The sequence below is a fragment of the Ectopseudomonas khazarica genome (assembly GCF_004521985.1).
GTDB lineage: Bacteria > Pseudomonadota > Gammaproteobacteria > Pseudomonadales > Pseudomonadaceae > Aquipseudomonas > Aquipseudomonas khazarica.
In genome coordinates this window covers 237,480-259,920 of sequence record NZ_SBHZ01000005.1, presented here as the reverse complement: position 1 = coordinate 259,920, position 22,441 = coordinate 237,480, and the positions used below count along the sequence as shown (strand labels likewise).

Sequence of the window (22,441 nt, the reverse complement as noted above, 5' to 3'; positions counted from 1 at the left end):
TATGGAAGCGCTGTTTGCCGTGGCGCTCGGCATCCTGACCTCGAGCGGCGTGTATCTGCTGCTGCGAGCTCGCACCTTTCCGGTGGTCATGGGGCTGACCCTGATCTCCTACGCGGTCAACCTGTTCCTCTTCGCCATGGGACGCCTGCAGGGCGGTGCGTCCAGCGTGATCGGGCAGGGCAGCCGCTATGTCGACCCGCTACCCCAGGCGCTGGTGTTGACCGCCATCGTCATCGGTTTCGCCATGACCGCGTTCGTCGTGGTGCTGGCCCTGCGCAGCGTCGGTGAACTGAGCACCGACCATGTCGATGGCCGGGAGCAGCATCGATGAATCATGCGTTGATCCTTCCCATTCTTCTGCCGCTGCTGGCCGGCAGTCTGCTGCTGGTGGCCGCTCGCCTGGACATGCCGCGCAAGCGCGTGCTGTCGGTCGGCGTGACCACGCTGCTGGTGCCGCTGAGCTTCTGGCTGCTGGCGTTGGCCGACCAGGGCACGATCCAGGTCTATGCCCTGGGTAACTGGCAGCCACCGTTCGGCATCGTGCTGGTACTGGACCGCCTCAGTGCGTTGATGCTGGTGGTGACATCGGTGCTGGCGCTGTTCGCGGTGCTCTACGCGATGCGTGGCGACGACGAGCGCGGGCGCAACTTCCATGCGCTGTTCCAGTTCCAGTTGCTGGGTATCAACGGGGCGTTCCTCACCGGCGACCTGTTCAACCTGTTCGTGTTCTTCGAGATCCTGCTGATCGCGTCCTACTCGCTGCTGCTGCACGGTGGCGGCAAGGATCGCGTGCGTGCCGGGCTGCACTACGTGGTGCTCAACCTGGTCGGCTCGGCGTTCTTCCTGATCGCCGTGGGCGTGCTGTATGGCGTCACCGGCACGCTGAACATGGCCGACATGTCGCTGCGCGTCGCCTCCGCCGGCGCCGACCATGCGCCGCTGATCGGTGCGGCCAGCATGTTGCTGCTGGTGGTGTTCGGCCTCAAGGCCGCGTTCCTGCCGCTGTACTTCTGGCTGCCGCGTGCCTACGCCTCGGCGACCGCGCCGGTGGCGGCGCTGTTCGCGATCATGACCAAGGTTGGTCTGTACTCGATTCTGCGGGTCTACACCCTGGTCTTCGGGGACGAGAGCGGCAACCTCTCGCACCTGGTCCAGGAGTGGCTGTGGCCGCTGGCCCTGCTGACCCTGGCGCTGGGCGCCGTCGGCGCGTTCGCCTCGGTGACGCTGCAGGGCATGCTGGCCTACCTGGTGGTGCTGTCGGTGGGCACGCTGCTCGCCGGCATGGCCCTGGGCACCCCCGAGGCACTGCAGGCGGCGCTGTTCTACCTGATCCACAGTACCTGGGTGGCAGGCGCGCTGTTCCTGATTGCCGATCTGGTCAGCCGCCAGCGCGGGATCAAGGAAGCGCAGCTGATCCAGGGGCCGGCGCTGCAGAATCCCTACATCCTGGGGGCGCTGTTCTTCGCCGGCGCCATCGCCGTGGCCGGCCTGCCGCCGCTCTCGGGCTTCGTCGGCAAGCTGCTGCTGCTCAAGGCCGCAGGGTCTGGTTGGGAAGCCGCCGTGCTGTGGCCGGTGGTGCTGATCGGTGGCCTGGTGACCCTGGTCAGTCTCAGCCGCGCCGGCAGCACCCTGTTCTGGCGTGTCGGGCTGAGCCAGCTGGACAGCGCCGAGCTGGACAACGGCCGCCTGCTCGCCGCCATCGGCCTGCTGCTGATGAGCCCGCTGCTGGTGGCCTGCGCCGCGCCCGCGCTGGACTACATCGGCGCCATGGTGACGCAACTGCATGACCTGGAGAGCTATCACATGATCCTGCACAGCGGAGGTGGCGCATGAACGGGCGTCGCTGGCTGCCCCATCCTCTGCTGAGCCTGTGCCTGCTCGGTGTCTGGCTGCTGCTGGTCAACGACTTCAGCTTCGGCCACTGGCTGCTGGGGGCCTTCCTCGGCTGGCTGATTCCGCTGGTCAGCCAGGTGTTCTGGATCAACCCGCCGCAGGTGCGCAAGCCGGTCAAGCTGTGCCTGTTCCTGCTGCGCGTGCTGGGTGACATCGTCGTCGCCAACCTGGAAGTGGCCAAGCTGATTCTCGGCCCGGCCAGCCGCATGCGTCCGGCGTTCGTCGAGGTGCCCCTGAAGCTGGACGACGAGCTGGCGCTGACCATGCTCGCCAGCATCGTCTCGCTGACGCCCGGAACGGTCTCCGCCGACCTCAGCGATGACAAGCGCACGTTGCTGATCCACGGCCTCAACGTGGATGACGAAGCCGCGCTGGTGCGCAGCATCCAGACCCGTTACGAAGCACCACTGCTGGAGGTGTTCGCATGCTCGCGTACGTGATTCCGATCTGCCTGGCCATCATGGGCCTGGCACTGGTGTTGACCCTGGCCCGCCTGATCAAGGGGCCGGACATGCCCGATCGCATCCTGGCGCTGGACACCCTGTACATCAACGCCATCGCCCTGCTGGTGCTGTTCGGCATCTGGCTGGGCTCGGACCTGTATTTCGAAGCGGCGCTGCTGATCGCGGTGATGGGCTTCATCGGCACCGTGGCAGTGGCCAAGTACCTGCTGCGCGGCGACATCATCGAGTAGAGGAGAGACAGCATGAACGCTTGGATCGAGGGCCTGGTCGCCCTGTTTCTGCTGCTCGGCAGCCTGTTCGCCCTGGTCGGCGCCATCGGCCTGTACCGCCTGCCGGACTTCTTCATGCGCCTGCATGGGCCGACCAAGGCCACCACCATGGGCGTGGGCGGCATGGTCATCGCATCGCTGATCTACTTCGGGACGCGTGGCCAGGGCATCAGCCTGCATGAGCTGCTCATCACCCTGTTCCTGTTCATCACCGCGCCGGTCAGCGCCCACATGCTGGCCAAGGCGGCCCTGCAGCAGAAGGTGCGCCTGAGCGAGCAGACCCGTGGCCGCCCCTGGGAGCAGTGACAGTTTTCACCCGTGACTGTGCCTGTAGACCCTTGCACGCAGGCCCTAGACTGAGCCCCTGGCTGGCAGCACCTGGCGCCGGCCACTGACTCAGGCGAGGTGAACATCATGATGCAGTTGCGCGCCGCGACCGCAGCGGACATCGAGGCCATGTGCGAGCTGTTGCTGGAGCATGGACCGAACCCCTGGAACCACTTGCCCGAAGCCGAGGTGCGCGCCCACCTGGCAGCCATCGCCGGTGGCGCGACGCGGGCCCTGCTGGCCGAGCAGGAGGGGGTGCTGCAAGGCTTCGTCAGTCATCGCCTGACCGATGGCTTCGCCGCGCATCAGCCGCCGTCACGCTCGGGCCAGGTGCATGCCTATATCTGCGAGGCCGTGGTGCACGCTCGGCAGGCCGGGCAGGGGCTGGGCTCGCGCCTGTTGCGTGGCGTGGTCGAAGGGCTGCTGGAGGATGGGCTGCGCGACATCTACATCGACCGCCACGAGGAGAATGCCGCCTCGGCTGGGATGATGCGCAAGGCGGGGTTCGTCGAGTTGCTCACCTACGCCGACCCGCAACGACGTCCGCACGGTTCGCGCCGCTCGACCCTCTGTTGCCTGCGCGCCGAAGACGCTTGAGCGCGCGGCGTGGCGGCGCCATCGCCTTGCTCGTCGGCGCGCAGCTGGTGCTGGCGGCACTGCTCTACAGCGGCGCCTTCGAGGCCTGTCGACAGCTGCTCGGCACGCTCCGCCGCGATATCGGCTACGGCGTGCAGTTGCAGCATTCGCTGTATCTCTTCGCCGCCCTGGCGCTGTTCAACGCGATCTGGCTGATGAGTTGCCGCAGCCGACGCAGTGGCCTGGCCGGCTGCTGCGCCTGCCTGTCGCTGTGGACGCTGTACTGGGGCAACCTCTTCACCAGCATGCCGCTGCGCAGCCTGCTGGTGGTCACTGTCGGCGTGCTGGTCCTGGCGCTGCCGGCATGCCTGCTGGTGTTGCGCTTCAGGCCACCCGGCTGAGTCCGGCCGGGCTCCTGTTCAGCGCTCCAGCCCGAGCATGTCCCTGGCCACGGCCTCGGCGACCCGGATGCCGTCGACGCCGGCGGAGAGGATGCCGCCCGCATAGCCGGCGCCTTCACCGGCCGGATACAGGCCCTTCAGGTTCAGGCTCTGCATGTCGGCGCCACGGGTGATGCGCACGGGGGAGGAGGTGCGCGTCTCGATACCGGTGAGCACCGCGTCATGCAGGTCGAAGCCCTTGATCTGCTTGGCGAAGGCGGGGATGGCCTCACGGATCGCCGCGATGGCGAAGTCCGGCAGCGACGGTGCCAGGTCGCCCAGGCGCACGCCCGGCTTGTAGGACGGCTGCACCTCACCCAGCGCGGTGGACGGCGTGCCCTTGATGAAGTCGCCGACCAGCTGCCCGGGGGCCTCGTAGTTGCGCCCGCCGAGCACATAGGCGTGCGACTCCAGGCGCTCCTGCAGCTCCACGCCGGCCAGTGGGCCACCGGGGTAGTCCTGCTCCGGGGTGATGCCGACGACGATGCCGGCATTGGCATTGCGTTCGTTGCGCGAATACTGGCTCATGCCGTTGGTGACCACGCGCTCCGGCTCGGAGGTGGCGGCGACCACGGTGCCGCCCGGGCACATGCAGAAGCTGTACACCGCGCGGCCGTTGCTGGCGTGGTGCACCAGCTTGTAGTCGGCGGCGCCGAGCTTCGGGTGACCGGCGTACTTGCCCAGGCGCGCGTTGTCGATCAGTGACTGCGGGTGCTCGATACGGAAACCCACCGAGAACGGCTTGGCCTCCAGGAACACGCCTCGGGCGTGGAGCATGCGGAAGGTGTCACGCGAGCTGTGACCGAGGGCCAGCACCACATGACGGCTGCGCAGCTGTTCGCCGCTTTCCAGCACGACGCCGCTGAGCTGCTCGTCCTCGATCAGCAGGTCGCTGACGCGCTCCTGGAAGCGCACTTCGCCACCGAGCGCCTTGATCTCCTCGCGCATGGTGGCGACCACGCCGGTAAGGCGGAAGGTGCCGATGTGCGGTTTGTTGATGTAGAGGATCTCGTCCGGCGCGCCGGCCTTGACGAACTCTTCCAGCACCTTGCGGCCGTGATGGTTCGGGTCCTTGATCTGGCTGTAGAGCTTGCCGTCGGAGAAGGTGCCGGCGCCGCCTTCACCGAACTGCACGTTGGACGTCGGGTCGAGCACGTTCTTGCGCCACAGCCCCCAGGTGTCCTTGGTGCGCTGGCGAACTTCCTTGCCGCGCTCCAGGACGATGGGGCGCAGCCCCGCCTGGGCCAGGATCAGTGCGGCGAAGATGCCGCAGGGGCCGAAACCGACCACGATGGGGCGTTCGTCGAGGCCACCGGCAGGCGCCTGGCCGACGGGCTGGTAGCGGATGTCCGGTGCCGGTCCGACGTGGCGATCACCTTCGAGGCGGGCGAGCAGGGCGCTTTCGTCCTGCACCTCGCAGTCGACGATGTAGATGAACGGCATGTCGCCGAAACGCTTGCGGGCATCGTAGCTGCGCTTGAACACGGTGAAGGCGAGCAGCTCGCCATCGGCGATGCCCAGGCGCTGGACGATGGCCGGGCGCAGGGCGTCGTCGGCGTGGTCGAGGGGCAGTTTCAGTTCGGTGAGACGAATCATGGCAGGTATCCAGCAGGGCCGGTGGTGATCCGGCAGGGGGTAACGAGGGCGGCGATTGTACAGGATCGCCGTGTGCCGGTCGTCGCCCGGCAACGCCATGGACGCAGCGGCGCAAGCGCCGCTGCGACGTTCAGCGCTGGCTGTCGCGGCTCAGGTGATGCCAGTACAGCAGGACGTCGAGCATGCGGTTGGCGAATGCCCATTCGTTGTCGTACCAGGCCAGCACCTTGACCAGGTCGTCCTGCACGCGGGTGTGGTTGAGATCGACCACGCAGGAGACCGGGTAGGCGTTGAAGTCGGTGGAAACCAGCGGCGCCTCGTTGCACTCCATGACGCCCGGCGTCATGGCCTTGGCACCGTTCTGCAACGCGGCATTGATCGCCTCGCGGCTGGTCGCACGCTCGGCGTTGAAGGTCAGGTCGAGCAGCGACACGTTGGGTGTCGGCACGCGCACCGAGAGGCCGTCGAGGCGCCCGGACAGCTCCGGCAGCACCAGGCCGATGGTCCGGGCGGCACCGGTGCTGGTGGGGATCATCGACAGCGCGGCGGCGCGGGCGCGATAGAGATCGCTGTGGGCCTTGTCCAGCAGGTTCTGGTCGTTGGTGTAGGCATGCACCGTGTTGACCAGCCCCTGGCGGATGCCCACCTCCTCGTGCAGCACCTTGGCCAGCGGCGCCAGGCAGTTGGTGGTGCAGGAGGCGTTGGAAACGATCTGCTGCTGGTTGCTCAGCAACTGGTGGTTGACGCCATAGACTACGGTCAGGTCCGCGCTTTCCAGCGGGTGCGAGAGCAGCACGCGCTGCGCGCCGGCGGTCAGGTGCTGCTCGGCTTGAGCACGCTTCTTGAACTTGCCCGAGCATTCCAGCACCAGGTCCACGCCCAGGCGGTTCCAGGGCAGGTTGAACGCCTCGCGCTCGCTGAGCAGGTGGATCGATTGGCCACCGAGGTGCAGCTGCTCGCCATGCAGTTCCACCTCGCCGGGAAAGCGGCCGAAGGTGGAGTCGAAGCGCGTCAGGTGGGTGAGGGTCTGGTAGTCGCCGAGGTCGTTGATCGCGACCAGGCGGATGCGTTGCTGCAGATCGCGCTGCACCAGAGCGCGCGTGAGTGCGCGGCCGATGCGTCCATATCCGTTGAGGGCTACTCGTAGCATGGTGGTCTCCTTCCTGCGATGCTGCCTTGAGCTTAGGCGGAGGGAGCGGGGGGCGCCTGCTTTCGATTGTGGCAAAAGATCACACGGGCTGTCGGCTGAGCCAGGACCTGCGCTCAGCCGTCAGCATCCGTGCCGCAGGCGGTGCGATCAGTTGCGCATGGCGCCGAAGTGCGCGCAGCCACGCAGTACCTGGCCGTCCAGGCGCAGTTCCGCGCTGAGGTGGTTCACCGCACCGCTCATGCCGTCGACGCAGCGCTGCGGCGCGACCCACAGCTCGAGGCGCTGGCCGTTGGCCTCGCTGCTGAAGTTGAGACGGCCTTCCGGCAGCTGTTCTTCCAGGTAGGGCAGGGCCAGTGGCTCATGCTCGGGACGGTTGAGCACCAGGCCCTTGCTGCCGACCTCCAGTTGCCAGAACGGCTCGTTGCCGCTGGCGCGCAGGGTCAGGCGCTTGAAGTTGAGGTCGTCGCAGCCATGGCCTTCACCCTGCAGGCGGTAGAGCTGGCTGACCTCGAAGCGGCCATCGTTGCCTTGGCCCTGGCTGCCGCCCAGCTGGCCGGCCAGGTCGGCGAACAGCTCTCCCTGGTCGCCAGCGAGCTGCCTGGCTTCACGCTCGATGTCGGTGTTGCCGCCGTCGACCAGGAGGAAGCGGCGCTGTTCCTGGCAGGGGCTGAACAGCAGCTGGCCGTTTTCCAGTTGTACCTGGCCCTGCAAGCGGGTGGCCGGTGGCGGGCCTTCCGGCTTGCCGGTGTAGACCTGGCAGGCGGTCAGAAGCGGGAGTAGGGCGATGCTGCTGAGCAGGGAACGGGTGATGGACATGAGGCCTCCGAAGCGAAGCGGCCACCATAGCTACAGCGTGACGCCGGCTCAAGCCGTTTGCTTTGACTGAACGCGGTGACTGCGGCCTAATTCGCCGCATCCGGACCGATGCGAGCCCCCGTAATGCCCAGCCCTGCCATGCGCCCCAGTACGCTTCACCTGCCCCAGGGCGACTGGGCGACGGTGCTCGACTGCCTGTGCGCGCACTTTCCCGCCATCGAGCGGGCGGTGTGGCTGCAGCGCATGGCGCGTGGCCGCGTGCTGGATGGCGAAGGCAAGCCCATCGATGCCGAGCATCCCTATCGCGCCGGCCTCAAGGTGCGCTACTTCCGTGAGGTGCCGAACGAGACGCCGATTCCCTTCGAAGAGCAGGTGCTGTGGCAGGACGAGCACCTGCTGGTCGCCGACAAGCCGCATTTCCTGCCCGTGATGCCGGCTGGCGAGTATGTCGAGCAGACCCTGCTGGCACGCCTGATCAGGCGCACCGGCAATCCTGACCTGGTGCCGATCCACCGCATCGACCGGCTGACCGCCGGCCTGGTGCTGTTCTCGGTAGACCCGGCCAGCCGCGGGCTGTATCAGGCGCTGTTTCGCGAGCGACAGGTGGAGAAGCGCTACGAGGCCATTGCCCCGGCGCTGACCGATCTGCAGTTCCCCTGTGTGCACCGTTCGCGGATGGTCGCCGGCGAGCCCTTCTTCCGCATGCAGGAGGTCGCCGGCGAGGCCAACAGCGAAACGCGGATCGAGGTGCTCGAGCGCCGTGGCGCGCTATGGCGCTACGGCCTGTCTCCGGTCACCGGGCGCAAGCATCAGCTGCGGGTGCACCTGGCCGGACTGGGCGCGCCCATCGTTGGCGACGACTTCTATCCGCACCTGCTGGAGTCGCGCCACCAGGCGGATGACTACAGCCAGCCGCTCAAGCTGCTGGCCCGTGGTCTGCGTTTCGTCGACCCGCTCAGTGGTCAGCCCCGTACGTTCGACAGCCAGCTGCACCTGCAGTGGTAGCGGGGCGCCGGGGCAGCCACTTGGGCGAAGCGGCAGTGCAAGCACCACGGGCTAGACGTGGCGCTTGCACCAGAGCTTGAACAGCGGCTCGGCGAGAAACATCACCAGAAACAGCCGCAATACCTGCAGCGCGGTGACCAGTGCCACCGAGAGCTGCAGGGCCTCGGCAGTCAGACACAGCTCGGTGATGCCGCCAGGCATCATGCCCAGCATCAGTGACAGGTGATCCTCGCCGGCCAGCCAGCCGAGCCCTTCACCCAGCGCAGCGGCGACCAGCATCGCCAGCAGGGTGAACAGCAGTACGCGGGCCAGGAAACCGGGAGCGCTGCGGAAGAAGGCACGGTCGAAATGACAGCCCAGCGCGCTGCCGATCAGCCACTGACCGAGCTGGCCGAGGCCTGGCGGCAGGCCCAGGTGCAGGTCGAAGGTGGCGCTGGCCACGGCGCAGGCGGTCAGCGGGCCAAGCATCCAGGGGTTGGGTTGCTTCAGGCGCCCCCAGCCCAGGGCCAGCACCGCGCCGGCGGCGAGCAGGACGATCAGCCAGGTCCAGTCCACTGGCGCGCGCGCCGGTGCACTGACAGCGGGCAGGCCCCAGGTGAACAGCGCCGGAATCAGCAGGACCACCAGCAGCAGGCGCAGGCTGTGCGCCGCGGCCACCCGTGCCGGTTGGGCGTCGTGGCGCAGGGCCAGGTTGACCATCTCGCTGGCCCCGCCCGGCATGCTGGCGAAGAACGCGGTGGCGCGGTCGACGCCGGCACGACGGAGGATGGCGATGCCGATGAGGCTGAGCAGGAGCGTGCCGAAGGCACCCATGACTATGATCGGCAGATGGCTGAGCACCTGCTCCAGCACTTCGCTGGTGAAGTGCAGGCCGATGCCGCTGGCGACCAGCCATTGGCCGGTCTTGCGGCCACCGGGGAGTTCGCTGAAGGCGCGGTTGGTCAGGCAGCGCAGGGCGATCACCGCGAGCAGCGAGCCGACCATCCAGGGCAGGGGCCAGCCGGCGAGGCTGGCCAGGTAGCCGCCGACCGCACCGGCCAGCGGCGTTACCCAGAGATCACGCGGCAGCGGCATCAGCCCCGGCCTTGATCTGTTGGCGACGACGCACCCAGCGGATGCCCGGCAACGCCAGCATCAGCGCGACCAGTGCCCAGAGCACCAGGGTGATCGGGCTGCCCCAGAGAATGCCCAGGTCGCCGGCCGAGATCGACAGCGCGCGGCGCAGGTTGTCCTCCATCAGCTCGCCGAGGACGAAGCCGAGGATCAGCGCCGAGAGCGGGAAGTCGAGCTTGCGCAGGATGTAGCCGAACACGCCGAGGAGGATCATCAGCACCAGGTCGAAGGTGGTGCTGTGCACGGCGTAGACGCCGACCATGCTGACCACGGTGATCGCCGGCACCAGCACCCAGTTCGGCACGCTGAGCATGCGCGAGAACAGGCCGACCAGCGGGATGTTCATCACCAGCAGGATGACGTTGCCGATGAACAGCGAGGCGATCAGGCCCCAGACCACGTCGGGCTGCTGTTCGAACAGCAGCGGGCCGGGCGTGATGTTGTACAGGGTCAGGGCGCCGATCATCACCGCCGTGGTGCCCGAGCCCGGTACGCCGAGGGTCAGCATGGGGATCAGCGAGCCGCAGGCCGAAGCGTTGTTGGCGGCCTCCGGGGCTGCCAGGCCACGCAGGTCACCGTCACCGAAGCGGCCCTTGCTGCCGGCCATGCGCTTCTCGGTCATGTAGGTCATGGCGCTGGCGATGGTGGCGCCGGCGCCGGGGAGGGTGCCGATGACGAAGCCGGCCAGGGCGCTGCGGATCATGGTCCAGAAGGTCTGGCAGAACTCCTTGAAGTTGAACAGCAGGCGGCCGCTGGCCTTGACCGCCTTCTGCCCGCCGTGGGTCTTCTCCAGCATCAGCAGGACCTCGCTGACGCTGAAGAAACCGATCACCACGATGACGAACTGGATGCCGTCGGACAGGCTGACGCTGTCGAAGGTGAAGCGATAGACGCCGGTGGTCGAGTCCACGCCGACCGTGGCCAGGGCCAGGCCGATCAGGGCGGCCATCAGGGTCTTGACCGGCTTGTCGCCGACCATGCCGCCGAGGCAGGCGATGGCGAACACCATCAGCACGAAGTATTCGGCGGGGCCGAAGGCCACGGCCCACTTCGCCAGCAGCGGCGCGAACAGCACCACGCCGCAGGTGGCGACGATGCTGCCGATGAAGGAGCTGACCGCCGACAGCGACAGGGCGATGCCCGCCTTGCCCTGACGCGCCAGCGGGTAGCCGTCGAGGGTGGTCATGATGGCCGCGGCGTCGCCCGGCACGTTGAGCAGGATGGCGGAGATACGCCCGCCGTACTCGCAGCCCAGGTAGACGGCGGCGAGCAGAATCAGTGCGGTTTCCGGCGGCAGGCCGAGGGCGAACGCCAGCGGCAGCAGCAGGGCCACGCCGTTGATCGGGCCGAGGCCCGGCAGCAGGCCGACCACGGTGCCGACGAAGGCGCCGAACAGCGCCACCAGCAGGTTGTCCGGGCGCGTGGCGACACCGAAGCCCTGCATCAGGAAGTTAAGGGTTTCCATTTCAGCTCTCCACGAAGGCTTCAAGCAGGCCGAGCGGCAGGGGCACGTCCAGCAGCAGATCGAACAACACGTACAGCAGCACGCCCATCGCTACCGCGCTGACCGCGCAGGGCAGCGGGCGGCCGGTGAACAGCAGGCCCAGGGCAAAGGTGGCCAGGCTGGTGCTGATGACGAAGCCGAGCGGCTCGAAGGTCAGCGCATAGGCCAGCAGAACCACCACGCACAGCGCGCTGCGCAGCGCCGTGGGAAGGTCCAGGCGTTGTTCGAGCATGCCCGGCTTGAACACCAGCCACAGGCTGCCGACACCCATCAGGGCCAGCAGCAGCAGCGGGTAGGCCCGCGGGCCGACCGGGTCATAGGCGAAAGGCGCCTGGAAGCCCCAGGCAATGACGGCGAGCCAGGCACACAGAAGCAGCCAGACCGCGGAGAACAGGCGAACGTACATGGTGATTTACCTCGGAAGCGCCAGGCCGGAGGGCAGCGCCGAACACGACCCGGGTGGGGTGCTCAGCGCCGCCCTCGGCAGGGCGCGGATTGCACAGGCGTGTTACTGGACCAGGCCGAATTCGCCGGCCAGGGCCTTGTAGTCCTGCACTTGCTTGAGCACGAAGGCGTTGAGCTCGTCGCCGGTCAGCGACAGCGGGAACAGGTCACGTTGTTCGCGCAGGGCGGCGAAGTCGTCACGTGCCAGCATCTTCTCGAACTGGCCCTGCCACCAGGCGAACTGCTCGTCGCTGACCTGCGGGCCCATGTAGAAGCCGCGAATCACCGGCCAGCTGATGTCGTAGCCCTGCTCCTTGGCGGTCGGAATGTCCGCCAGCTTGCCCGGCAGACGCTCGTCGGACAGCACGGCGAGGATGCGCACCTTGCCGGCCGCCAGTTGCGGGGTGACTTCGCCCAGGCCGCTGGAAGTGACCTGCACGTGACCGCCGAGCATCGCGGTCAGGGTCTCGCCGCCGCCTTCGAAGGCCACGTAGCGCAGGCTCTGCGGGTCGATGCCGGCCGCGCGGGCGATCAGTGCGGTCTGCATCCAGTCCTGGCCGCCGATGGTTGCACCGGCGCCGAAGACCACGCTGGCCGGGTCTTTCTTCAGCGCCTCGACCAGCTCGCCGAGGGTCTGCCAGGGTGCATCGGCGCGTACGGTGATGGCGCCGTAGTCGGTGCCGATCGCCGCCAGCCAGCGGACGGCGTGTTCGTCGTAGCGACCGAACTTGCCCTGGGCCAGGTTGAGCAGCGAGCCGGAGGAGAAGGCGGTGATGGTGCCCGGGTCCTTGGCGCGCTGGGCGACCACGGCGTTGTAGGCAACGGCGCCGACACCACCCGGCATGTAGGTGACGCGCATGGGCGCCTTGAGCAGGCCGGTGTCCTTGAGGCCGCTCTGGGCCAGCTTGCAGGTCAGGTCGAAGCCGCCGCCGGGCTTGGCCGGTGCGATGCATTCGGGACGCTTGGGTTCGGCAGCCAGCAGCTGGCCGGCGAAGGCCAGGCAGGAAACCGCCAGTGCGGCTCGGGTCAGGGCAGATTTCATGATTGGGTTCTCCTGGAGAATCTTATTGTGGGTTACCAGATGGGCAGGGTGTAGCCGACGATGACGCGGTTTTCATCTGCATCGCGGGCAAAGTCGGAGCGGAAGCTGGCGTTGCGTACGCGGACGTAGAGGTCCTTGAGCGGGCCGTTCTGCACCACGTACTTGAACTCGATGTCGCGTTCCCATTCGCCGCCACGCTCGTCGCTGCCGGCGATGCGCGCATCGTCACCACGGATGTAGCGGGTCATGAAGGTCAGGCCGGGAACCCCGACGCTGGCGAAGTTGAAGTCGTAGCGCGCCTGCCAGGAACGTTCGTCGGCGTTGGCGAAGTCGTTGATCTGCACGAAGTTGACCAGGAACGGATCGCTGCCGTCGATGTAGGCGAAGCCGGTGTCGCCGCTCATGTCCTGAAAGCCCAGGCCGAACTTGTGCGCACCGATGCCGTAGCTGAGCATGGCGTTGATCGCGCGGTTGTCCACCTTGCCCGCCTTGGCGGCGCCGGTGTCGTCGCTGTAGATCAGGCGCAGATCGCTGTTCAGGGTGCCGGCACCGAGCTTGTGGCTGGTCAGCAGGCCGAGGAAGTGCTGGCGGTAGATGTCGTCCAGGTCGGCGTAGTAGTAGCGGCCGGTAAAGCCGGGCGCGAACTTGTAGTCGGCGCCGGCCAGGTCCAGGTGGTCAGCCTGGATGCCACCGGCGAAGCGGCGGTTCTTGCTGTTGAGCACCAGGTCTTCGTCGTCGGTGGAGGCGCGGTCGATGACCTTGTCCAGGCGACCACCGGTGAAGGTCAGGCCTTCCAGCTCGGAGGAGGTCAGCAGGCCGCCCTCGAAGACCTGCGGCAGCAGGCGGCTGTCGCTGGCCTTGACCACGGGCAGCTCCGGGACGTGCGAGCCATAGCGCAGCTCGGTGGCGGACACCTTGATCTTGGCGGTCAGGCCCAGGCGGCTGAAATCGTCGGCCGAACGCCCGTCATCATGCACCGGCAGCAGGTCGGTGCCGGTGCGGCCGCGTCCCGAGTCGAGCTTGAGGCCGAGCAGGCCCATGGCATCGAGGCCAAAACCGACGGTGCCTTCGGTGTAACCGGACTGCAGGTCGAGACGGAAGCCCTGACCCCATTCTTCGCGCTTGTTCTGGCCGGAACCTTCGCGGAAGTCACGATTGAGGTAAATGTTGGTGGCGGTGAGGCTGGCAGTGCTGTCTTCGATGAAGGCGGCGTTGGCGAGCGGGGTCGCACTGGCGGCGATGGCCAGGCAGAGCAGGCGGACAGGCGGCAGGGCCTGACGTGAGGCTGCGTACATGTGTGGTCTCCGTTTTTGTTCTTGTTGCGACCTGGCACCACTGCAAGGTCGCTTGAGCAGGTGGATCGAGCCACCTTGAAGCGATGCTATGAGGGCAAGCTTTCAGCAGGCTTTCATGGCTGAAAGTTTTTTCCGGCGGTGCTGGCAGGGGCGTCCGCGCGGCTGGCGGTGGCAACGAAACCTGGCAACTGGGCAATTCACAGCGGCGTCGAGGGCGCTACACTGCGCGCCTCTAACGATGCTGCAGCTGGAGGTGGCGGTGCGTATCCTGCTGGTCGAAGACCATCCGCAACTGGCGGAAAGCGTGGCCCAGGCCTTGAAAGGCGCGGGCTGGACGGTGGACGTGCTGCACGATGGCGTCGCCGCCGACCTGGCGTTGTCGAGCGAGGAGTATGCGCTGGCTATTCTCGACATCGGCCTGCCGCGCCTCGACGGCTTTGCCGTGCTGGCGCGCTTGCGTGATCGCGGGCAGACCCTGCCGGTGCTGATGCTGACCGCGCGTGGCGAGGTCAAGGACCGCGTGCATGGCCTCAACCTCGGCGCCGACGATTATCTGGCCAAGCCCTTCGAGCTGAGCGAACTCGAGGCGCGGGTCAAGGCATTGCTGCGGCGCAGTGTGCTGGGTGGCGAACAGCTGCAGCGCTGTGGCGAGCTGGTCTACGACCTCGGGGCGCGGCGCTTCAGCCTGAAGGGCGAGGCGCTCAGTCTGACCGCCCGCGAGCAGGCCGTGCTGGAGGCGATGATCGCCCGACCGGGCCGGGTGATGAGCAAGGAGCAGCTGGCCGCGCAGGTATTCGGTCTGGACGAGGATGCCAGCCCCGATGCCATCGAGATCTACGTCCATCGCCTGCGCAAGAAGCTCGAAGGCAGCGCCGTGCGCATCGTCACCTTCCGCGGTCTCGGCTACCTGCTGGAGGCGGTCGAGGCATGAGCCGTGGCTTCAGTCTGCGCGGGCGCCTGCTGCGGCGCCTGGCCCTGCTGTTGTCGGTCATCCTGTTGCTGAGCAGCCTCAGCGCCTACTGGAGCGCGCGGCGCGCCGCCGACGAGGCCTACGACCGCACCCTGCTGGCGTCGGCACGTGCCGTGGCCGACGGCCTCTACGCCGAGGACGGGCGCCTCAGGGCCAACATTCCCTACGTGGCGCTGGACACCTTCGCCTATGACAGTGCCGGGCGCATCTACTACCAGGTGCTCGATCTCGAGGGGCATCAGGTATCCGGCTACGAAGACCTGCCAGCCGCGCCCAAGGGCACGCCGCGCACCGACGACTACCCGGCGCTGGCGCATTTCTACGACGCCGAGTACCGCAATCAGGGGGTGCGCGTGGTCAGCCTGCTACAGCCGGTCAGCGAGCCGCAGTTGAACGGTATCGCCGAGATTCGCGTGGCCGAAACCCAGGGCGCGCGCGAGCGCATGGCCCGCGAACTGCTGGTGGGGACGCTGTGGCGCATGGGCCTGCTGTCGATCAGTGCGCTGCTGCTGGTCTGGCTGGCGGTGAACCTGGCGTTGCGACCGCTGGAGGCGTTGCGCCGGGAGGTGGCCGAGCGCACCAGCGATGATCTGCAGCCCCTGCACGACAGCGGCTTGCCCCGCGAGGTGCTGCCGCTGGTGGAGACGCTGAACCAGTTCAACGAGCGGCTGAGAGGCCTGTTCGAGCGCCAGTCGCAGTTCATCGCCGACGCGGCGCATGAGCTGCGCACGCCGCTGGCCGCGCTCAAGGCGCGCATCACCCTGGGCTTGCGCGCCGAGGAAGCGCAAGAGTGGCGCAGGACGCTGGAGGAGGTGGCGCTGCAGGGGGATCGCCTGACCTTGCTGGCCAATCAGCTGCTGTCCCTGGCGCGGATCGAAAGTGGTGCACGCGCCATCACCGAGGGCGGTGCGCAGCGCATCGATCTCAGCCAGCTGGCCCGCGACCTGGCGCTGGCCATGGCGCCGCTGGCGCATGCCCGTGGGGTGGCGCTGGCGCTGGAGGCCGAGCAGCCGGTCTGGATCGATGGCGAGCCGACCCTGCTCAACGAACTGCTGAACAACCTGCTGGACAACGCGCTGGCACATACCCCCGCTGGCGGCAACCTGGTGATCCGCGCGGTGGCCCCGGCCGTGCTGGAGGTCGAGGACGATGGTCCGGGCATTCCCGAGGCCGAGCGCGAGAAGGTCTTCGAGCGCTTCTACAGGCGCAGCGCACAGGGCAACGGTGCCGGTCTGGGGCTGGCCATCGTCGGGGAGATCTGCCGTGCCCACCAGGCCCGCATCAGCCTGCACCAGGCCCGGCCGCACGGCCTGCTGGTGCGGGTCGAGTTTCCGCTGCTAGTAGAGGCTTAGCGGCTGTTGGATCTCCAGCAGGTACTGGGAGATCTTGCCGCTGGCACGGAGCTGCTCGAGACCCCGGTTGAAGCGCGCCATCAGCTCGGCATTGCCCGGCACCTCGCGCGAAAGCAGCAGGTGCAGGCTGTCGCTGCGCAGTGGTTTGGCGTGAAAGCTCAGGCGCCGGCGCTCGGCCAGGCTGAAGTGCTGGTAAAGCAGGTCGAAGCCGACCACCTTGTCCACGGGAAACAGGTCGACGCGCCCGGCCAGCAGCTGGCGTAGTCCCTGCTCGTCACTGGTCAGGCGCATGACCTCGAGGTCGCCGGCCGCTTCGGCACGCTGGAAGGCTTCGCCGTAGTCGTAGCCGCGCGTGCCGGCAATGCGCAGGCCGCGCAGGTCATCGATACCGGACCAGTCGAATGCGTCGTCCTTGCGGTGGAACAGGTAGTAGCCGCTCTCCACGACCGGCGCGCTGACATGGAAGTGCTGCTGCCGTTGCGGGTTGTTCAGCCACACCGCGCTGCCGTCGCGTAGGCCCTGCTCGGCCATCTTCAGCGAGCGTGCCCAGGGGTGGAACTCCCATTGCACCGTGATGCCCTGCGAGGCGAAGGCCTCTTCGACGATGCGCGAGGCAACGCCGTGATGGGGGAGGGTTTCGCCCAGGTAGGGGGGCCACTCACCGTTGGTCAGGCGGACGCGATCAGCGGCGTGGAGGTTGCCGAACAGCAGGACGAGCAGGAGAAATGCGTAACGCATGGCTCTACTTCCTCAGGCGAGTGACCTGAGTGTAGAGGCGATATGCCATCCATGGCGAGATGCTTTTACTGCAGCATGCCCATGGCCGCTTCCATGGCGGCGGAGAGGTCTTCGTCGGCCTGCATGTCGACCTGCGGGTCGAGGCCCAGCTTGGCGAACGCCGGCACCTTGCTCCAGTCGAGCTGGGTGTAGGGGTGCTCGCTGCCCAGGTAGCTCTGCAGGGTCGCGACCTGGACGATGTCGACGTAATCGACCTTGGCCGAGTTGCGGGTGAAGTCCAGGTAGTGGCTGGGCACGATGGCGATCGGCTCGGGGAACTCCCAGGTGCGCAGGATCTTGTCGCCGATGATCGGGTGAATCTGCTCGATCACATGGTTGAGGCTGATGGAATCGGCCAGCAGTTCGTTGTGTTCTTCGGCGTAGGTCAGGATCGGGAGTACGCCGATCTGGTGAACCAGGCCGGCGAGGGTCGCCTGGTCCGGCATCAGGCGGGTGTAGTGGCGGCACAGAACGTGGCAGATGCCCGCAATTTCGGTGCTCTTGTTCCACACTTCACGCATCTTGCGGTCGACCACGTCGCTGGTGGCCTGGAACATCTGCTCCATCGCCAGGCCGGTGGCCAGGTTGCAGGTGTAGTTGATGCCCAGGCGGGCGACGGCCATCTGCAGGTCGGTGATTTCCTTGTTGCTGCGCAGCAACGGGCTGTTGACCACCTTGATGATGCGCGCGGTCAGGGCGGCATCGTTGCCGATCACCTTGCTGATCTGCGGGATACCGACATTGGGGTCTTCTGCGGCCTCGCGAACCTTCAGTGCCACTTCGGGCAGGGTTGGCAGTACCAGCTCATCGTTCTCGATGGCGTTGATCAGATCCTGTTGGACTTTTTCGGCAAGCTTGCTCATCAAAAGGCTCTCTTAGGCGAACCGGTGTGGCGCCGGGAAGTTTAGTCAGCGCTGGATTTCCTTGTCGGCATCCAGCTGGTAGGGCAAGTCGAGCAGGGCCAGTGCCGGGCCCTCGTTGCTGCCGAGGTGAATGCGGCCGTCATTGACTGCATCTTCCTGCAGTACGGCGAGCAGCTCAATGTCTTCGTCAGCCTGCGCGGCCAGCACCACTTCTCCGACACTGGAGCCGTGGACCGGGGAGAACAGCTCGCTGCCGACGGCCGGTAGCGCTGCGCCGACCAGGCGCAGGCGGTACAGGCGACGCTTGAGCTTGCCGAGGTACTGCATGCGCGCGACGATCTCCTGGCCGGTGTAGCAGCCCTTCTTGAAGCTCACGCCGCCGAGCGCCTGGAGGTTGATCATCTGCGGAATGAACCGCTCGCGCGTCGCGCCGAACACCTGGCCGAGGCCGGCGCGGACCTGCGCCAGCAGCCAGTCGTTGAGCGGCGCCTGGCGCAGGTGCTTGCTCAGCACGGCGAGCAGTCGCTCGGACTCGGCGTGCGGCGCCCAGAGTTCGGCACGGCCGTCGCCAAGGCGAACGGCGAGCAACTCGCCGCTGCTGGCCACGGCATCCGCCTGCTCGCCGAGCTCGATGCCCAGCTCGCTCAGCGCGGCGTTCCCGCCGGCCAGGCCGAAGCGCACCCAGGCCGCGCTTTCATCGGCGGGCTTGGATTTGGCAAACACCGCGTATTTGTGCAGCTCGGCCTGCTGAGCTTCGATCAGCTCGCGTGCCATCGCCAGCAGGTAGCCGTCAGCGACCGGCACGATGCGGAAGCTGGAGAGCATGCGCCCTTTCGGCGTACAGCGGGCGCCCAGGCTGGACAGATGGGCATCGAGGTAGTTGAGGTTGCAGGTCAGTTGCCCCTGCAGGAACTTGGCGGCATCGGTGCCGCGCACGGCGAGAACGCCTTCGTGATCGAGGAGGGTGAAATACGCGCTATCGGCCATGATGCAAGTCGAATCACTGGATAAAGGTCAGGGGCGTCATCATAGAGGGCGTGATAGGCCTTGTCAGCGCAATTGCGCCTCGTCGCGGTGAACAGCGGCGCAATTCGCCGTTATACTGCGGCCCTCGTTCGAGGAGTCCGTTGCATGGTTGAGCAAACTGAACTGAATCGCCTGTTCTGGCATAGCCGTCGTGGCATGCTGGAGCTGGACGTACTGCTGGTGCCTTTCGTCCAGGAGGTGTACCCCAGCCTGGATGCCGAGGATCAGGCGCGCTACCGCAAGCTGCTGGAGTGCGAGGATCAGGACATGTTCGGCTGGTTCATGCAGCGCGGCGAGCCGGAAGACGCCGATCTCAAGCGCATGGTGCGCATGATCCTGGATCGTGTCCAACCCAAGTGACGTATTCGAGTGTCAGTGGCGGCCGTCACGCTGGCTGCTGAGGCTCTATCTGCTGGTCCTGGCGCTGGCCATGCCGGCGCCCTGGCTGGCCGACCTGCCGCTCTGGTCGAAGCTGTCGATCTGTGCGCTGTTGTTGGTGCATGCAGCCTGGGTGCTGCCGCGCCACATCCTGTTGTCATCGCCACAGAGCGTCGTCGGCCTGCGCCGCGATGCATTCGGCTGGTCGTTGCAGCGTGCAGATGGCTCCTGGCAGGCCGTGCAGCTGCGCCCGGACAGCATGGCGCTGCCGCTGCTGGTGGTTCTGCGTTATCGCCTGCCGGGGCAGCGCTTCAGTCGCGGGTTGTGCATTCCCCGCGACGCGCTGCCGACCGAGCAGCATCGACGCCTGCGCCTGCGTCTGAAGTTCAGTCGCAGGCGCTGGGCTGAGCCTGTGGCGTCGGCGTCGGCGTCAGAATAGTATCGCGGGCTTCGGCCAACTGGTCGGGGTAGTCCAGGGTGTAATGCAGGCCACGGCTCTCGTGGCGGCGCATGGCCGAATTGATCATCAGCTCGGCGACCAGGGCGAGGTTGCGCAGCTCGATCAGGTCGCGACTGACCTTGTAGTTGCTGTAGAACTCGTCGATCTCGTCCAGCAGCAGTCGTACCCGGTGCTGCGCGCGCTGCAGGCGCTTGTTGGTGCGCACGATGCCCACGTAGTCCCACATGAAGCGCCGCAGTTCGTCCCAGTTGTGGGCGATGATCACGTCCTCGTCGGAGTCCGTCACCTGGCTGGCGTCCCAGCAGGGGACGTCACTGGGCATGTCGACCCGGTTCAGGTTGGCGACGATGTCGTTGCAGGCCGAACGGGCGTAGACGAAGCACTCCAGCAGTGAGTTGCTGGCCATGCGATTGGCGCCGTGCAGGCCGGTGAAGCTGGTTTCGCCAATGGCATACAGCCCGGGAACGTCGGTGCGGCCGCAGCGGTCGACGACCACGCCGCCGCAGGTGTAATGCGCTGCGGGCACCACCGGGATGGCTTGCCGGGTGATGTCGATGCCGAAGCCCAGGCAGCGTTCGTACACCGTGGGAAAGTGGCTCTTGATGAAGTCGGCGGGCTTGTGACTGATGTCGAGGTAGACGCAGTCGATCCCGAGGCGCTTCATTTCGTGGTCGATGGCACGGGCGACGATGTCGCGGGGCGCCAGTTCGGCGCGCTCGTCGAAGCGCGGCATGAAACGCTCGCCGTTGGGCAGCTTGAGCAGTCCGCCTTCGCCGCGCACCGCCTCGGTAACCAGGAAGCTCTTGGCCTGCGGGTGATACAGGCAGGTGGGGTGGAACTGGTTGAACTCCAGGTTGCCCACGCGGCAGCCGGCGCGCCAGGCCATGGCGATGCCGTCGCCGCAGGCGCCATCGGGGTTGCTGGTATAGAGATAGACCTTGGCTGCACCGCCGGTGGCGAGAATGACGAAGCGGGCGGTGAAGGTGTCGACCTCGCCACGGGTCCGGTCCAGCACGTAGGCGCCGAGGCAGCGTTCACCCTCCAGGCCGAGCCTGCGCTCGGTGATCAGGTCAACGGCGACGCGCTGTTCCAGCAACTCGATGTTCGAGCGCCCGCGGGCCTGTTCCAGCAAGGTGTTGAAGATCGCGGCGCCGGTCGCATCGGCGGCGTGAATGATGCGGCGGTGGCTGTGCCCGCCCTCGCGCGTCAGGTGAAACTCGAAGCCGCCGTCTTCCAGTGCGGTTTCGTCTTCACGGGTGAAGGGCACGCCCTGGTCGATCAGCCACTGGATGGCCTCGCGGCTGTGCTCGACGGTGAAGCGCACGGCGTCCTCGCGACACAGGCCGGCGCCGGCGTCGAGCGTGTCGGCCACGTGCGATTCGACCGTGTCGGTATCGTCCAGTACGGCGGCAACGCCACCTTGCGCCCAATAGGTCGAGCCATTGGACAGGTCACCTTTGCTCAGGACCGCGATGCGCAGATGGGAAGGCAGGGTAAGGGCTAGGGTCAGGCCGGCGGCACCGCTACCGATGACCAGAACGTCGTGCTGGAAATGTAAGCTCATGTCCGAGTTCCGCGTGAAAGCGAGTCCTAGTATATAGAGAGGGGCGACGGCACAATAGCCGCCCAAGTCCTGCTCGGGATCACCCTGTTGCAATGCGGTCTTCGCGGGCGCCGATCCGCTGGGGCCGCTTGTTTGGGTGAGTGAATCGAACCGCTGCGTCTGTCCTGCCGGCAGCGCTCTGGCTCGAGAGGTTATGAACAGGCCTTATGACCGACCGCAGTGCTCGGGAACTTTCTTAGTCGTTAAGGTTCCATAGAGGGTCGTCCATGTAAGGGAGGACGCGTGCGCGTGCCTGCCTCCGAGCATTGTCGAGGAGGTCGGATGGGCGGCGATAAGATTATTCGCGCTGGCGGAAAGGTTCCGCTGGCGCCATTTCTGGCAGAGAGAAGATAACTCTGCGGGAAAGCTTGCTTGGAGGGGAGAACTTTTGCGTAAGGCCCGAGTCTATCTTGGCAAGCTGATTCGCTTACGGGCGCAAGCCTCCTCCAAGCGTCATGAGGAGAGTGCATGCTAACCCAGGAAGACGATCAGCAGCTGGTCGAGCGAGTGCAGCGCGGTGACAAGCGCGCCTTCGATCTGTTGGTGCTGAAGTATCAGCACAAGATCCTCGGTTTGATCGTGCGATTCGTGCACGACACCCACGAGGCTCAGGATGTCGCTCAGGAGGCCTTCGTCAAGGCCTACAGAGCGCTTGGAAACTTTCGCGGTGACAGCGCGTTCTATACCTGGCTGTACCGCATCGCCATCAACACGGCGAAGAATTATCTGGTGTCGCGCGGTCGCCGGCCGCCAGATAGTGATGTCAGTAGCGATGACGCGGAGTTCTATGATGGTGATCACGGCCTCAAGGACATCGAGTCACCGGAGCGGGCATTGCTGCGCGACGAGATCGAAGCCACCGTGCATCGAACCATCGCCCAGCTGCCGGACGACCTGCGTACGGCACTGACCCTGCGCGAGTTCGAAGGCTTGAGTTACGAAGACATTGCCAGCGTCATGCAATGTCCGGTGGGTACGGTGCGTTCACGGATCTTCCGTGCACGTGAGGCAATTGATAAGTCCCTGCAACCGCTGTTGCAGGAAGCCTAAGGCAGCGGCGATAGCCAAGAGAGGTACG

Annotated in this window: 25 protein-coding genes; 13 read left to right on the top strand and 12 right to left on the bottom strand. The window is 66.6% G+C overall.

Annotated features, from left to right (window positions below):
* The first annotated feature begins 1 nt into the window (after window position 1).
* The 7 genes from EPK82_RS08550 (at window position 2) to EPK82_RS08520 (ending at window position 3,930) form a co-directional block, all read left to right on the top strand.
* Window positions 2-331, top strand: coding sequence for a Na+/H+ antiporter subunit C (locus EPK82_RS08550; RefSeq protein ID WP_037049020.1), 330 nt, complete (start codon window positions 2-4; stop codon window positions 329-331).
* Entirely contained in the window at window positions 328-1,833 is a 1,506-nt protein-coding gene (locus EPK82_RS08545; protein ID WP_134676317.1) for a monovalent cation/H+ antiporter subunit D, read from the top strand. The genes EPK82_RS08550 and EPK82_RS08545 overlap by 4 nt, the downstream gene beginning before the upstream one ends.
* The gene (locus EPK82_RS08540) at window positions 1,830-2,333 is read left to right on the top strand and encodes a Na+/H+ antiporter subunit E (RefSeq protein WP_037049016.1); all 504 of its coding nucleotides are present in this window, start codon (window positions 1,830-1,832) and stop codon (window positions 2,331-2,333) included. The genes EPK82_RS08545 and EPK82_RS08540 overlap by 4 nt, the downstream gene beginning before the upstream one ends.
* Complete coding sequence (locus EPK82_RS08535) at window positions 2,318-2,587, top strand: K+/H+ antiporter subunit F (protein ID WP_037049014.1); 270 nt, start codon at window positions 2,318-2,320, stop codon at window positions 2,585-2,587. Before EPK82_RS08540 ends, EPK82_RS08535 begins: the two co-directional genes overlap by 16 nt.
* Window positions 2,588-2,599: 12 nt before the next feature.
* Window positions 2,600-2,932, top strand: coding sequence for a Na+/H+ antiporter subunit G (locus EPK82_RS08530; RefSeq protein ID WP_037049012.1), 333 nt, complete (start codon window positions 2,600-2,602; stop codon window positions 2,930-2,932).
* A gap of 108 nt (window positions 2,933-3,040) precedes the next feature.
* Window positions 3,041-3,550, top strand: a complete 510-nt coding sequence (locus tag EPK82_RS08525) for a GNAT family N-acetyltransferase (protein WP_134676316.1) — start codon at window positions 3,041-3,043, stop codon at window positions 3,548-3,550.
* Window positions 3,547-3,930, top strand: coding sequence for a hypothetical protein (locus EPK82_RS08520; protein WP_134676315.1), 384 nt, complete (start codon window positions 3,547-3,549; stop codon window positions 3,928-3,930). The genes EPK82_RS08525 and EPK82_RS08520 overlap by 4 nt, the downstream gene beginning before the upstream one ends.
* Before the next feature lie 18 nt (window positions 3,931-3,948).
* Here EPK82_RS08520 and EPK82_RS08515 read toward each other — a convergent pair whose 3' ends face one another.
* The 3 genes from EPK82_RS08515 to EPK82_RS08505 all read right to left on the bottom strand — a co-directional run bounded on the left by EPK82_RS08515 (window position 3,949) and on the right by EPK82_RS08505 (window position 7,531).
* A complete protein-coding gene (locus EPK82_RS08515) occupies window positions 3,949-5,565 on the bottom strand; it encodes an NAD(P)/FAD-dependent oxidoreductase (protein WP_134676314.1) in 1,617 nt (538 codons plus the stop codon).
* 130 nt (window positions 5,566-5,695) lie between these two features.
* Entirely contained in the window at window positions 5,696-6,715 is a 1,020-nt protein-coding gene (gene gap, locus EPK82_RS08510) for a type I glyceraldehyde-3-phosphate dehydrogenase (RefSeq protein ID WP_134676313.1), read from the bottom strand.
* Window positions 6,716-6,862: 147 nt separating this feature from the next.
* Window positions 6,863-7,531 carry a COG3650 family protein gene (locus tag EPK82_RS08505; RefSeq protein WP_037049002.1) on the bottom strand — a complete coding sequence of 223 codons (669 nt, stop codon included), beginning with the start codon at window positions 7,529-7,531 and terminating at the stop codon, window positions 6,863-6,865.
* Window positions 7,532-7,654: 123 nt separating this feature from the next.
* On the opposite strand from EPK82_RS08505, the gene EPK82_RS08500 reads away from it, so the two are divergent.
* A complete protein-coding gene (locus EPK82_RS08500) occupies window positions 7,655-8,536 on the top strand; it encodes an RluA family pseudouridine synthase (RefSeq protein ID WP_047592867.1) in 882 nt (293 codons plus the stop codon).
* A gap of 51 nt (window positions 8,537-8,587) precedes the next feature.
* Here EPK82_RS08500 and EPK82_RS08495 read toward each other — a convergent pair whose 3' ends face one another.
* The 5 genes from EPK82_RS08495 to EPK82_RS08475 all read right to left on the bottom strand — a co-directional run bounded on the left by EPK82_RS08495 (window position 8,588) and on the right by EPK82_RS08475 (window position 13,934).
* On the bottom strand, window positions 8,588-9,610 hold the full coding sequence (locus EPK82_RS08495; protein ID WP_037048998.1) for an AbrB family transcriptional regulator: 1,023 nt from the start codon (window positions 9,608-9,610) through the stop codon (window positions 8,588-8,590).
* Entirely contained in the window at window positions 9,594-11,114 is a 1,521-nt protein-coding gene (locus EPK82_RS08490) for a tripartite tricarboxylate transporter permease (RefSeq protein WP_037048995.1), read from the bottom strand. Before EPK82_RS08490 ends, EPK82_RS08495 begins: the two co-directional genes overlap by 17 nt.
* Window position 11,115: 1 nt before the next feature.
* Window positions 11,116-11,559, bottom strand: a complete 444-nt coding sequence (locus tag EPK82_RS08485; protein WP_134676312.1) for a tripartite tricarboxylate transporter TctB family protein — start codon at window positions 11,557-11,559, stop codon at window positions 11,116-11,118.
* A 102-nt stretch (window positions 11,560-11,661) separates the two neighbouring features.
* Entirely contained in the window at window positions 11,662-12,639 is a 978-nt protein-coding gene (locus EPK82_RS08480; protein WP_037048989.1) for a Bug family tripartite tricarboxylate transporter substrate binding protein, read from the bottom strand.
* Window positions 12,640-12,671: 32 nt separating this feature from the next.
* Window positions 12,672-13,934: an OprD family porin gene (locus tag EPK82_RS08475; RefSeq protein WP_037048987.1), complete on the bottom strand. Its 1,263-nt coding sequence runs from the start codon at window positions 13,932-13,934 to the stop codon at window positions 12,672-12,674.
* Window positions 13,935-14,193: 259 nt separating this feature from the next.
* On the opposite strand from EPK82_RS08475, the gene EPK82_RS08470 reads away from it, so the two are divergent.
* Both EPK82_RS08470 and EPK82_RS08465 read left to right on the top strand, forming a co-directional pair.
* Complete coding sequence (locus EPK82_RS08470) at window positions 14,194-14,865, top strand: response regulator (protein ID WP_047592876.1); 672 nt, start codon at window positions 14,194-14,196, stop codon at window positions 14,863-14,865.
* Window positions 14,862-16,256 (top strand): sensor histidine kinase, encoded by a 1,395-nt coding sequence (locus tag EPK82_RS08465; RefSeq protein WP_037048984.1) that lies wholly within the window; start codon window positions 14,862-14,864, stop codon window positions 16,254-16,256. The genes EPK82_RS08470 and EPK82_RS08465 overlap by 4 nt, the downstream gene beginning before the upstream one ends.
* Here the strand turns inward: EPK82_RS08465 and EPK82_RS08460 are convergent.
* The 3 genes from EPK82_RS08460 to ygfZ all read right to left on the bottom strand — a co-directional run bounded on the left by EPK82_RS08460 (window position 16,242) and on the right by ygfZ (window position 18,883).
* Complete coding sequence (locus EPK82_RS08460; RefSeq protein WP_134676311.1) at window positions 16,242-16,994, bottom strand: substrate-binding periplasmic protein; 753 nt, start codon at window positions 16,992-16,994, stop codon at window positions 16,242-16,244. The two genes, EPK82_RS08465 and EPK82_RS08460, sit on opposite strands and share 15 nt — an antisense overlap.
* A gap of 65 nt (window positions 16,995-17,059) precedes the next feature.
* The gene (locus tag EPK82_RS08455; RefSeq protein WP_037048978.1) at window positions 17,060-17,896 is read right to left on the bottom strand and encodes an HDOD domain-containing protein; all 837 of its coding nucleotides are present in this window, start codon (window positions 17,894-17,896) and stop codon (window positions 17,060-17,062) included.
* A gap of 45 nt (window positions 17,897-17,941) precedes the next feature.
* The gene (gene ygfZ / locus EPK82_RS08450) at window positions 17,942-18,883 is read right to left on the bottom strand and encodes a CAF17-like 4Fe-4S cluster assembly/insertion protein YgfZ (RefSeq protein WP_134676310.1); all 942 of its coding nucleotides are present in this window, start codon (window positions 18,881-18,883) and stop codon (window positions 17,942-17,944) included.
* Window positions 18,884-19,027: 144 nt separating this feature from the next.
* Here ygfZ and EPK82_RS08445 point away from each other — a divergent pair, with 144 nt between their 5' ends.
* Window positions 19,028-19,282 (top strand): FAD assembly factor SdhE, encoded by a 255-nt coding sequence (locus EPK82_RS08445; RefSeq protein ID WP_037048972.1) that lies wholly within the window; start codon window positions 19,028-19,030, stop codon window positions 19,280-19,282.
* Window positions 19,266-19,739, top strand: a complete 474-nt coding sequence (locus tag EPK82_RS08440) for a protein YgfX (protein ID WP_134676309.1) — start codon at window positions 19,266-19,268, stop codon at window positions 19,737-19,739. Before EPK82_RS08445 ends, EPK82_RS08440 begins: the two co-directional genes overlap by 17 nt.
* Here EPK82_RS08440 and nadB read toward each other — a convergent pair.
* Window positions 19,687-21,324, bottom strand: a complete 1,638-nt coding sequence (gene nadB / locus EPK82_RS08435; protein WP_134676308.1) for an L-aspartate oxidase — start codon at window positions 21,322-21,324, stop codon at window positions 19,687-19,689. The genes EPK82_RS08440 and nadB overlap by 53 nt on opposite strands.
* 507 nt (window positions 21,325-21,831) lie before the next feature.
* Here nadB and rpoE point away from each other — a divergent pair.
* Window positions 21,832-22,413 carry an RNA polymerase sigma factor RpoE gene (gene rpoE, locus EPK82_RS08430; RefSeq protein WP_037048967.1) on the top strand — a complete coding sequence of 194 codons (582 nt, stop codon included), beginning with the start codon at window positions 21,832-21,834 and terminating at the stop codon, window positions 22,411-22,413.
* The last annotated feature ends 28 nt before the right edge of the window (window positions 22,414-22,441 follow it).

What these genes read in the sequence shown, in the direction of transcription:
- EPK82_RS08465 (WP_037048984.1), top strand. Translation starts at nt 14,862, where the DNA reads ATGAGCCGTGGCTTCAGTCTGCGCGGGCGCCTGCTGCGGCGCCTGGCC.
- EPK82_RS08540 (WP_037049016.1), top strand. Translation starts at nt 1,830, where the DNA reads ATGAACGGGCGTCGCTGGCTGCCCCATCCTCTGCTGAGCCTGTGCCTG.
- EPK82_RS08505 (WP_037049002.1), bottom strand. Translation starts at nt 7,531, where the DNA reads ATGTCCATCACCCGTTCCCTGCTCAGCAGCATCGCCCTACTCCCGCTT.
- EPK82_RS08515 (WP_134676314.1), bottom strand. Translation starts at nt 5,565, where the DNA reads ATGATTCGTCTCACCGAACTGAAACTGCCCCTCGACCACGCCGACGAC.
- EPK82_RS08550 (WP_037049020.1), top strand. Translation starts at nt 2, where the DNA reads ATGGAAGCGCTGTTTGCCGTGGCGCTCGGCATCCTGACCTCGAGCGGC.
- EPK82_RS08500 (WP_047592867.1), top strand. Translation starts at nt 7,655, where the DNA reads ATGCCCAGCCCTGCCATGCGCCCCAGTACGCTTCACCTGCCCCAGGGC.
- EPK82_RS08460 (WP_134676311.1), bottom strand. Translation starts at nt 16,994, where the DNA reads ATGCGTTACGCATTTCTCCTGCTCGTCCTGCTGTTCGGCAACCTCCAC.
- EPK82_RS08490 (WP_037048995.1), bottom strand. Translation starts at nt 11,114, where the DNA reads ATGGAAACCCTTAACTTCCTGATGCAGGGCTTCGGTGTCGCCACGCGC.
- rpoE (WP_037048967.1), top strand. Translation starts at nt 21,832, where the DNA reads ATGCTAACCCAGGAAGACGATCAGCAGCTGGTCGAGCGAGTGCAGCGC.
- nadB (WP_134676308.1), bottom strand. Translation starts at nt 21,324, where the DNA reads ATGAGCTTACATTTCCAGCACGACGTTCTGGTCATCGGTAGCGGTGCC.
- EPK82_RS08475 (WP_037048987.1), bottom strand. Translation starts at nt 13,934, where the DNA reads ATGTACGCAGCCTCACGTCAGGCCCTGCCGCCTGTCCGCCTGCTCTGC.
- EPK82_RS08455 (WP_037048978.1), bottom strand. Translation starts at nt 17,896, where the DNA reads ATGAGCAAGCTTGCCGAAAAAGTCCAACAGGATCTGATCAACGCCATC.
- EPK82_RS08530 (WP_037049012.1), top strand. Translation starts at nt 2,600, where the DNA reads ATGAACGCTTGGATCGAGGGCCTGGTCGCCCTGTTTCTGCTGCTCGGC.
- EPK82_RS08485 (WP_134676312.1), bottom strand. Translation starts at nt 11,559, where the DNA reads ATGTACGTTCGCCTGTTCTCCGCGGTCTGGCTGCTTCTGTGTGCCTGG.
- EPK82_RS08480 (WP_037048989.1), bottom strand. Translation starts at nt 12,639, where the DNA reads ATGAAATCTGCCCTGACCCGAGCCGCACTGGCGGTTTCCTGCCTGGCC.
- gap (WP_134676313.1), bottom strand. Translation starts at nt 6,715, where the DNA reads ATGCTACGAGTAGCCCTCAACGGATATGGACGCATCGGCCGCGCACTC.
- EPK82_RS08525 (WP_134676316.1), top strand. Translation starts at nt 3,041, where the DNA reads ATGATGCAGTTGCGCGCCGCGACCGCAGCGGACATCGAGGCCATGTGC.
- EPK82_RS08445 (WP_037048972.1), top strand. Translation starts at nt 19,028, where the DNA reads ATGGTTGAGCAAACTGAACTGAATCGCCTGTTCTGGCATAGCCGTCGT.
- ygfZ (WP_134676310.1), bottom strand. Translation starts at nt 18,883, where the DNA reads ATGGCCGATAGCGCGTATTTCACCCTCCTCGATCACGAAGGCGTTCTC.
- EPK82_RS08545 (WP_134676317.1), top strand. Translation starts at nt 328, where the DNA reads ATGAATCATGCGTTGATCCTTCCCATTCTTCTGCCGCTGCTGGCCGGC.
- EPK82_RS08535 (WP_037049014.1), top strand. Translation starts at nt 2,318, where the DNA reads ATGCTCGCGTACGTGATTCCGATCTGCCTGGCCATCATGGGCCTGGCA.
- EPK82_RS08495 (WP_037048998.1), bottom strand. Translation starts at nt 9,610, where the DNA reads ATGCCGCTGCCGCGTGATCTCTGGGTAACGCCGCTGGCCGGTGCGGTC.